The organism is Thomasclavelia cocleata, assembly GCF_900102365.1.
Lineage (GTDB): Bacteria > Bacillota_I > Bacilli_A > Erysipelotrichales > Coprobacillaceae > Thomasclavelia > Thomasclavelia cocleata.
Window position 1 is genome coordinate 1 of the sequence record NZ_FOIN01000069.1, and the last position, 6,807, is coordinate 6,807.

6 protein-coding genes are annotated in these 6,807 nt (G+C 30.8%); 3 read left to right on the forward strand and 3 right to left on the reverse strand.

Going from position 1 to position 6,807, the window contains the following annotated elements; all coding sequences use genetic code 11:
- A partial coding sequence (locus BMW96_RS14580; protein WP_244881328.1) for a transposase occupies positions 1-402 on the forward strand: 402 nt, incomplete at its 5' end.
- On the opposite strand, the gene BMW96_RS13525 is transcribed toward BMW96_RS14580, so the two are convergent.
- Genes BMW96_RS13525 through BMW96_RS13535 form a run of 3 tightly spaced genes read right to left on the reverse strand, consistent with a single transcriptional unit; the run spans position 351 to position 3,784 of the window.
- The gene (locus tag BMW96_RS13525) at positions 351-1,385 is read right to left on the reverse strand and encodes an aspartate-semialdehyde dehydrogenase (protein ID WP_092357045.1); all 1,035 of its coding nucleotides are present in this window, start codon (positions 1,383-1,385) and stop codon (positions 351-353) included. The genes BMW96_RS14580 and BMW96_RS13525 overlap by 52 nt on opposite strands.
- Before the next feature lie 4 nt (positions 1,386-1,389).
- Positions 1,390-2,628, reverse strand: coding sequence for an aspartate kinase (locus BMW96_RS13530; RefSeq protein WP_092357048.1), 1,239 nt, complete (start codon positions 2,626-2,628; stop codon positions 1,390-1,392).
- A gap of 1 nt (position 2,629) precedes the next feature.
- Positions 2,630-3,784: a homoserine dehydrogenase gene (locus BMW96_RS13535; protein ID WP_092357051.1), complete on the reverse strand. Its 1,155-nt coding sequence runs from the start codon at positions 3,782-3,784 to the stop codon at positions 2,630-2,632.
- Positions 3,785-4,113: 329 nt separating this feature from the next.
- Here BMW96_RS13535 and thrC point away from each other — a divergent pair, with 329 nt between their 5' ends.
- Complete coding sequence (gene thrC, locus BMW96_RS13540) at positions 4,114-5,598, forward strand: threonine synthase (RefSeq protein ID WP_092357054.1); 1,485 nt, start codon at positions 4,114-4,116, stop codon at positions 5,596-5,598.
- A gap of 9 nt (positions 5,599-5,607) precedes the next feature.
- The gene (thrB, locus tag BMW96_RS13545; RefSeq protein ID WP_092357057.1) at positions 5,608-6,501 is read left to right on the forward strand and encodes a homoserine kinase; all 894 of its coding nucleotides are present in this window, start codon (positions 5,608-5,610) and stop codon (positions 6,499-6,501) included.
- Positions 6,502-6,807 lie beyond the last annotated feature (306 nt).

The following is a 6,807-nucleotide window of genomic DNA, read 5'->3' on the forward strand; positions in this document are numbered from 1 at the left end:
ACAGATAAATGGAAAGAGATATATAGAATTAGAAAAGAGAGTATAGAACGTGTATTTGGAGAGTGCAAGGAAAAACATAATTTAAGATTTACACGATTAAGGGGGCTGAGGAAAAACAAACATCAGGGAGAGCTTATTTTTGCATGCCATAATTTAAGAAAGATGGCAGGATGGCTATGGAAAGACAGGCCAGTTTTTATAAAAAAGGGCAATAAAAGTGAAATATATAAAGAAAAAGAAATAAATAATAAATCAAAAACAAAAAAAGGTGGTATAAGAACTTTAAAACTAGTTTTTATACCATCTTTTGTCAACAGCCTGAGAACTTTGTATTTACAAAGTTCCTTTTATTATATAAGACCCATTTCAATCATTTTTAGACCAATATCAACTGAATTATAAGCAGCACCTTTCATTAATTGATCTGCTACAACCCATAAACTTAATCCATTAGGATTGTCTAAATCTTTGCGAACTCGTCCAACATGTACTAATTCATCACCAACAAATAAGTTAGCCATTGGATAAATTTGATTTTCAAGATCATCATATAGCTCTACACCAGTAGAATTATTTAATAGTTCAAATACTTTATCAATATCAATTGGTTTTTTAGTTTCAATATATACTGATTCAGAATGTCCACGAAGTACAGGTACTCTTACACATGTAGCATTAACCTTGATATCTTTGTTAAAGATTTTTTTAGTTTCATTAACCATTTTCATTTCTTCTTTAGAAAAATGATTATCTAGATCAAATTTATCAACTTGTGGAATACAATTAAAAGCAATTGGGAAATGTTTTTTATCACTAGCACATGGTAGCGTTTTAGCAACTGGTTCTTTACCCTCTAAAACTTCTTGAGATTGACGATATAATTCTTCCATTCCTGCAACACCTGCTCCAGATACTGCTTGATAAGTAGAAACAATAATTCTTTCAATATCAAAATATTCATTTAAACGATTTAAAGCACTAACCATTTGAATAGTAGTACAGTTAGGATTAGCAATAATTCCTTTATGATTTCTTAAAGCTTCACCATTTACTTCTGGTACTACTAAAGGAACATTAGGATCCATTCTAAAATGACTTGTGTTATCAATATTTATACAACCAGCTTTAACTGCAAATGGAACATACTTTTCAGAAATGCTTCCTCCTGCAGACCAAAATGCTACATCAATTCCTTTAAAACTATCTTCAGTTAATTCTTCGACTGTAAATTTTTTGTTTTCAAATTCAATAATTTTTCCTGCACTACGAGCTGATGCTAATAATTTAATACTTTCAAATGGAAAATTAAATTGAAAAATACATCTAAGCATTTCTCTTCCTACAGCTCCAGTAGCTCCTACAATAGCAATTTTATATTTTTTCATTTTTTTATCTTTCCTTTCCTAAAAACGCTTCATGCAATAAGATTTGCGCTCTTTTTACATCATCACGATCAATATAACAAGAGATATTTATTTCTGAACATGATGTCATTTCTACATTAATACTATTATTATTTAATGTATTATATGCTTTTTGGAACATTCCACGATTATTTTTGATTCCAACACCAATAACAGATACTTTACCAATATTTCCACGTACAATGATACGATCAGCGTTTAACTGTGGTTTCAAATCATTGATAATATCAACAACTGTTGGGACATCAGTGTCACTAATTACTAATGAGATATCCATTCTTCCGCCCCCAACTAAAGCTTGATTAAAAACATTGACATTAACACCAGCTTCAGCAATTTTTTCAAATAGACTACCTGCACTGTTATTTGTTGCATCAACTTTTACTAATGTAATACGAGCTTCATTTTGTGAACCAGTAATACCAGAAATAATTAATTGATTTAAGTTTTCTTTCATAATGCGATCATCTCCTATAACATATGTTCCGTTTATATCTTCAAATGACGAACGGGCATGAATAGCAATATTATGACTAGCAGCTAACTGAACACAACGGTGATTTAAGACTTTTGCACCATTTTTAGCCAGTTCTAACATTTCAGCATAACTTATGCAATCTAATTTAATAGCATCAGGTACTAATCTGGGATCTGCAGTATAGATACCATTAACATCACTATATATTTCTATTTCGCTAGCATCAATAGCTACACCGATAGCTACTGCTGATAGATCACTTCCACCACGACCAAGAGTAGTAATTTTGCCATGCACTGAATGACCTTGGAAACCAGGGCAAAAAACAATATCAGCATATTTTAATTTTTCAAGAATATCTTTACCCTCTACTTTATTAATTGTAGCATTGTTAAACGTTGAATCAGTAACAATACCTAATTCAGAGTTTGTAATGGTAGCTGCACGATAACCTAGTGTAGCTAACTCACTTTTACATACTAAAGTAGAAATTGTTTCTCCAATACTAGTTAAGCGATCAATTTCTTCATCAGTCAATTGCTTAGTATTAACAATTGATAGTAAGGTATCAGTTGCATAGGGATCATCATAACGTCCCATAGCAGATACAACAGCTACTACTTTATTTCCATTGTTAATCTCACGGATAATATTGTTGTACATCATTGAACGTGATTCTCTTGAACGAGTAGAAGTTCCTCCAAATTTTTGGACAATTATGTTCATCTTATCCCCTCACTTTAAAAATTGTGTATTCTTCATCATTTAATACTGTTGTTAAATCAGCTAACTCAATTTCATGAGTTATGTATATATGATCACGTTTTTCTGTAAAATACATTTCATAGTCAACATCTAATGGTTTACTAGCTCTAAGATAATATTTAGATTTGGTAATTGGATAGATGTTTGTACAATCTTCATAATCATGAGACCATCTTTCTATTTGAGAAGTTTTGATGATGTCGCTAACTACTGCAGAAGCAGTGACATAACGCCCAGCACCTTTACCATAGTAAATTACATTTTCAACATAATCATTATCTATTTCTACTACATTATATGCATCCATGACATTTGCAACTAGTTCTTTTTTACTAACTAGTGTAGCAGCTACATCAATTCCGATACCATCATTAATTTCTTTTGCTTGTGCAATCATTTTAAAACGATAGCCTAATTTTTTTGCATAGTCCATATCAATTTTTGTAACATCACGAATACCTGTAGCACTGATTTTGTCAAAATCAATAAATTTTTTAAATCCATTTTGAGCTAAGATACATATTTTATGGGCTGCATCAATGCCATCTAAATCTAAAGCAGGATTAGCTTCAACGTAGCCTAAGCCATCAGCAATGGTCAAAGCCTCATCAAAATCTAAATTTTCATTTTCCATTAAAGTTAAGATAAAATTTGTTGTACCATTTAAAATTCCTATAATCTCTTTAGTATTATTTGCTACTAAGCTCTCTTTTTGACTAACTAATACAGGAATCCCGCCACCAACACTAGCTTCATAAAATATATGAACATTATTTTCTTTGGCAGCCATAAAAATCTCTTTACCATTATGAGCAAGTAAAGCTTTATTTGCAGTAACAACATGTTTACCTTTATTTATTGCATCTAATATAATTGTTTTAGCAATAGTAGTTCCACCTATTAACTCTACTACAACATCAATTTCATCATCATTAATAACAACATTAAAATCTTTAGTATAAATAATTCCGTCAGGTAAATCAATTTCTTCTAATCCACAACCATATTTAATTACTACTTCTTCATTGATGGCTTTTGATAGACGTTCTTTTTCGTTAGTTAGAATTTCTACTACCCCATAACCAACAGTCCCTAATCCGATAATTCCGATTTTCATCTCATAATCCCCCTGTTTATAATAAAAATAGACCTTTAAATAAAGGCCCTTATATATTTAATAAATACTAGAACCGTTTATTATTTAATAGGCGTAATAATAGAATTACTAGTAATCGTAATTGTTAAACTTATGCCCATAGATAACATGTCCAGTCCTCCATTTTCCTAATTTATGACATATTAACATGATTGTATACAATAGTCAATGATAAACAATAATAATTGAAATAATCACAGTTATTTTGTCTAATTATGTTATAATAACAATGTATTGACTTCTCTAATTAAATTGTATACAATAATTTAAATCAAACAGGGGGATAAACAATGGAAAAGAAATATATAAGTACTCGTAATCTTCAAAAAGAAATTAATTTTTATCAAGCAATTGTTCAAGGAATAGGGGAAGATGGGGGACTGTTAGTACCGAATTTTGATTTTGCAAAAGTAGATTTAAAAGAATTATTTAAATTAAATTATGTTGACTTAGCTACAGAAGTCTTAAGTACTTTTGTTCCTGAAGATGGAAAGACATTGATTCATGAGGCTTGTTTAAATGCCTATGGTAAGGGGCTGTTCCCAGAAATCGTAGTTCCAGTAAAAAAAGCTGGTGATGTTTATGTAGCTGAATTATTTCATGGACAAACTGCTGCTTTTAAAGACATGGCATTGTCATTATTACCTTATTTAATGACATTATCATTAAAGCAATTAGATGAACAAAGAGAAGTAATGATCTTAGCAGCAACTAGTGGTGATACAGGTAAAGCAGCATTAGAAGGATTTAAAGATGTTGAAGGAACATGTATTAAAGTTTTTTATCCTTTAGATGGGGTATCTGCAATTCAACAGCAGCAAATGGTTAGTCAAACTGGTAATAATGTTAAAGTTATTGGTATTCATGGTAATTTTGATGATGCACAATCAGCAGTAAAAAAAGCATTTGCTTCAGAAGAGTTGAAATCTGCTAGTGATAAGCATAATGTATTTTTATCATCTGCTAATTCAATTAATGTTGGGAGACTAATTCCTCAAATTGTCTATTATTTCCATAGTTATTTTGAATTAGTAAGAAATAATGAAATTAATTTAGGGGATAGAATAAATTTCTGTGTTCCTAGTGGTAATTTTGGTAATTGTTTAGCAGGATATTTTGCCAAATTAATGGGACTTCCAATTAATAAATTTATTTGTGCATCAAATAAAAATAATATTTTAACTGATTTTTTTACTACAGGTAAGTATGATGCTAACCGTGAGTTTTATAAAACAAATGCACCAGCAATGGATATTTTAGTTTCAAGCAATCTTGAAAGGCTTGTATGGTTTATGGCTGATGGTGATGGTGAAAAAGTTCGTGGTTATATGGATAAATTAAATCATGAAGGTATTTATGAGGTAGATGAGGAAATTTTTGTTAGAATCAAAGATCAGTTTAAAGCAGGGTATTTAAGTGAGGATAAGGTTTTAGGTACTATAAAAGAATGTTTTAATGAAACAGGATATTTATTAGATACTCATACAGCGATTGGTTATGGTGTACTAAAACAATATCAAAAAGATACTGGTGATAATACAAAAACAGTTTTACTATCTACAGCTTCACCATATAAATTCCCAGAATCTGTATATCAAGCAATTTATGGTGAAGAACTTGATGTTTATAGTGCAATTAATAAATTAAATGAAAAAACAGGAGTTCCTATTCCTAAAGCATTGGCAGGAATTAAAGAACGCGAAATCCTGCATAAAAAAGCTATTGATAAAACAGAAATTATTAGTTTTATAAAATCTGAAATTGAAGCATTATAGGAGGCTGACATGAAAGTAAAAGTTAAAGTACCTGCAACTAGTGCTAACTTGGGTCCAGGATTTGATGTAGCTGGATTAGCACTTACTTTGTATAACACTTTCACCTTTGAGTTATCCAATCAAGGGATCAATATTACAGGATGCCCTAAGCAATTTTGTAATGAAGAAAATATGACTTATCAAGCTTTTAAAAGAGCAGCTAAAGTTTGTGGTTTAGATTATCATGGGGTAAATATTGAATGTAGTGGAGATGTTCCATATACTCGTGGTTTAGGAAGCAGTTCGACATGTATTGTAGCAGGAATCGTTGGTGCTTTTGCTTTTAAAGATAAAGTTGAAGATCGTCAAGCAATTCTTGAATTAGCAACAGCGATTGAAGGACATCCTGATAATGTTGCTCCAGCAATTTTTGGAGGTTTAACTGTATCAGTTATGGAAGAAGACAAAGTCCTAACATTAAATATACCAGTTAAACATGATTATCGTTTTGTGACATTGATTCCTCCATTTACATTATCGACTGAGCAGTCACGTTCGGTTTTGCCACAGGTTTTACCACGTAGTGATGCAATAAAAAATGTATCTCATTTAGCATTGATGGTTGCTTCATTGATTAATGGTTATGATGAAGGTCTTAAATTAGGATTTAAAGATCGTTTGCATCAGCCTTATCGTGGAGATTTAATTAGTGGTTTTAATGAAATTATGGCAGTATTAGAAAAAGATGAGAAAGTTCTAGGAGCTTATTTATCAGGTGCTGGACCAACAATTATGGCAGTTATTCGTGGTGAAGATAAAATGGGTGTAGTTAGAATTAAGGAAGAACTTGGTGATTTAATTAAAGATTGGCAAGTTACTAAATTAGAATTGGATAATCGTGGTTATGTAGCTGATTATGAATAAAGGGGCTGTAACGAAATAACTTTTTAAAAGGAAAGTTGAATTCGTTCAGCTTTTTTTCTGCAAAATAAAATGCAATTACCTGCTATAATTGCAACTCTCACGATATTTAATAATATTTTATGTTATTTTGGCTGTTTTTGAGCGCAATGAGGGTATCATCTGCTAAAACTCCTCTTTTCAATGTGACTTTTCTTCGAGTTATCATTGATTATCACTAATTTATCTGCTGTTTTTTCGTTTCTCTTAATCTATATTTATGATATTTCTTTAAATTATATCCTGTACACACCAGTAAATATTCCATTT

Bases quoted from the DNA above. Each gene is read 5' to 3' on its own strand.
- thrC (WP_092357054.1), top strand. From the start codon at position 4,114: ATGGAAAAGAAATATATAAGTACTCGTAATCTTCAAAAAGAAATTAAT.
- BMW96_RS13525 (WP_092357045.1), bottom strand. From the start codon at position 1,385: ATGAAAAAATATAAAATTGCTATTGTAGGAGCTACTGGAGCTGTAGGA.
- thrB (WP_092357057.1), top strand. From the start codon at position 5,608: ATGAAAGTAAAAGTTAAAGTACCTGCAACTAGTGCTAACTTGGGTCCA.
- BMW96_RS13530 (WP_092357048.1), bottom strand. From the start codon at position 2,628: ATGAACATAATTGTCCAAAAATTTGGAGGAACTTCTACTCGTTCAAGA.
- BMW96_RS13535 (WP_092357051.1), bottom strand. From the start codon at position 3,784: ATGAAAATCGGAATTATCGGATTAGGGACTGTTGGTTATGGGGTAGTA.